General features: G+C 75.8%; 3 protein-coding genes. All 3 read left to right on the plus strand.

All coding sequences use genetic code 11. The features are described 5' to 3' along the window. The first annotated feature begins 113 nt into the window (after nt 1–113). The 3 genes from HGA02_RS16260 to HGA02_RS16270 all read left to right on the plus strand — a co-directional run bounded on the left by HGA02_RS16260 (nt 114) and on the right by HGA02_RS16270 (nt 2,351). Nucleotides 114–527 (plus strand): CBS domain-containing protein, encoded by a 414-nt coding sequence (locus HGA02_RS16260; RefSeq protein WP_168680137.1) that lies wholly within the window; start codon nt 114–116, stop codon nt 525–527. 70 nt (nt 528–597) lie between these two features. Then, nucleotides 598–1,347 carry a pyridoxal 5'-phosphate synthase gene (locus HGA02_RS16265; RefSeq protein WP_246247937.1) on the plus strand — a complete coding sequence of 250 codons (750 nt, stop codon included), beginning with the start codon at nt 598–600 and terminating at the stop codon, nt 1,345–1,347. A 44-nt stretch (nt 1,348–1,391) separates the two neighbouring features. After that, the gene (locus HGA02_RS16270) at nt 1,392–2,351 is read left to right on the plus strand and encodes a nuclease-related domain-containing protein (RefSeq protein ID WP_343035542.1); all 960 of its coding nucleotides are present in this window, start codon (nt 1,392–1,394) and stop codon (nt 2,349–2,351) included. The last annotated feature ends 142 nt before the right edge of the window (nt 2,352–2,493 follow it).

The raw sequence follows: 2,493 nt of genomic DNA on the forward strand, positions 1-2,493 counted from the left end.
GACGAGGCGCGGGGCGACGATGTGGTCACGCGGCCCGGTGCCGCGACCGCGGGTGCGGACCGGCGCCCGCCCCGACCGCGTCGACGACGACGCGCGTCACCGAGGAGAACGCCATGGCCACCGTCGCGGACGTCCTGTCCCCGTCCCCGATCACCGTCGAGACCACCGCGACCGTCCGCGAGGCCGCCGAGCTCATGCGCGAGCACGACGTCGGCGACCTCGTCGTCGTCGAGCAGGGCCGCCTGGTCGGCATCGTCACCGACCGCGACCTCGTCGTGCGCGTCCTCGCCGTCGGCGGAGGCGCGAACGACCCCGTCGGACAGGTCGCGACCGGCTCGCCCGTGGTCGTCGGCCCCGACGACGACCTCGTCGGCGCCGCGCGCCTCATGGCGACCCACGCCGTGCGCCGGCTGCCCGTCGTCCGCGAGGGCGAGGTCGTCGGCGTCCTGTCCCTCGGCGACCTGGCCGTCCGCCACAACGCCGGTCCGGTCCTCGGCGCGATCTCGCAGGCGCCCGCGTCGTCGTGAGCCGACGGCTGCCGCGCGCGTCGCACGGACGGTGGTGCACGGGCACCGACGCGTCGCTTACCGTGGCGCGATGACGAACGAGGCGACGCCCCGCCCCGCCCGCCCCACGTGGTCCGAGCGGCTGGGCCGCATCACCGAGGCCATCCGCAGCCTGCCGAAGCCCGTGCGGGTGGTCGCCGTGACGTCGGTGGGTGGTGTCGTCCTGCTCGCGGGCGTCGCGATGCTCGTCCTGCCCGAGTTCGACGACCCGCCCCGCGAACCGATGCCGCTGGTGCGCGCGTGGTTCGACGCCGCGCGCGAGCGAGGCCTGCGCGAGCCGTTCGCCGCGACCCTGGCCACCGTCGACGAGCACGGCGACCCGCGCACCCGCACCGTCCTGCTCAAGACCGTCGACGAGCAGGGCCTCGTCTTCGGCAGCTCGACGACGAGCCGCAAGGGCCGCCACCTCGCCGCCCGACCGCGCGCCGCCCTCACCGTGTACTGGCGCGAGACGCTCCAGCAGGTCAACGTCACCGGGTCGGTCGAGGTCCTGCCCGACGACGTCGCCGACGCGCTGTTCACCCGACGGACGCGCGACGCGCAGGCCGCGACCGCCGCGTCCCGGCAGAGCCGCCCGCTGTCCTCCGAGCCCGACCTGCGCGCCGAGGCCGCGCGGCTCGCCGCCGCCGACGGACCCGTCCCGCGGCCGGCCGACTGGGTCGCCTACCGCGTCGTCCCCGACGCCGTCGAGCTCTGGTACGGCAGCCCCGACCGCCTCCACCGCCGTCTCCAGTACGTCCGCACCGGCACCACGTGGGAGCCCACCCGCCTCCAGCCGTGACGGCGACGGGTCATCCGCCGACCCGGACGTGCCGATGGAGCGGTGTGAGCACGCAGGCGGGCGAGACCAGCGACAAGACGATGCGGCTGCGGTATGCCGGCGACTGCCGGCTGTGCGCCACCCGCCTGGACGCAGGTGTCGTCGCGGTCTACGAGCGGTCGACGAAGACCGTCCGCTGCCTGGCGTGCCGCTGGGAGGCGGTCGACGATTCACCCTCGGTCGACGCGACCTCGGCGGCCGCCGCGCTCGTGCCGACCGAGGTGACATCGGCGGCCGACGCGCTCGTACCGGGCGAGGTGACCCGCGAGGTCGTGGCGTCCCGAGCCGCCGACGCGATCCCCGAGGTCGTCGAGACCGGGCAGGCCGGCGCGTCCGCCGCCCGCGAGTACGAGCGGCGTGCGGCCAAGCGGGAGCAGCGCGTGCGGGCGGCTCATCCGCGGCTCGGCGGCCTCATCCTGGCGCTGTCCGACGACCCGCAGAGCACGCGGGCGTGGAGCTCGGGTGCCGTCGGTGAACGGGTCGTCGCGAACAGCCTCGACGCCTGGGCGAACGAGCGGGTCCGCGTGCTCCACGACCGCCGCATCCCGCGGACGCGCGCGAACATCGACCACATCGCGGTGGCGCCGACGGGCGTGTACGTGATCGACGCCAAGCGGTACAAGGGTCGGCCCGACCTGCGCGTGCAGGGCGGCATCCTCCGCCCGCGCACCGCGACGCTGACGGTCGGCGGGCGGGACTGCACCAAGCTGCTCACCGGGGTGCAGAAGCAGGTCGAGCTCGTCCGTGGGGCGCTCGAGGCCGTCCGGCCGGACGTGCGCGTCCGGGGGCAGCTGTGCTTCGTCGACGCCGACTGGCCCCTGTTCGGCGGGGCGTTCTCTCTCGACGACGTCGACGTGCTGTGGCCGAAGAAGCTCGCCCAGCTGCTCAACCGGGACGGCCCGCTCACCGACGAGCAGATCGACCACGTCCACCGGAGTCTGGCCGCGGCGTTCCCGGTCGCCTAGCCTCCCCGGCGAGCTCCGCCCGTGCCGACCGACCGCTACAGCTCGTCCTCGACGCCCTCGATGTCCTCGGCGACCGCCCGGTCGGCGGCCGCGGCGTCGCGGTGGCGCTGCGCGGCGGCACGGCGCTCGGGCTCCTGCGGGC

This window comes from Cellulomonas septica, from assembly GCF_012396155.1.
Classification (GTDB): domain Bacteria; phylum Actinomycetota; class Actinomycetes; order Actinomycetales; family Cellulomonadaceae; genus Cellulomonas; species Cellulomonas septica.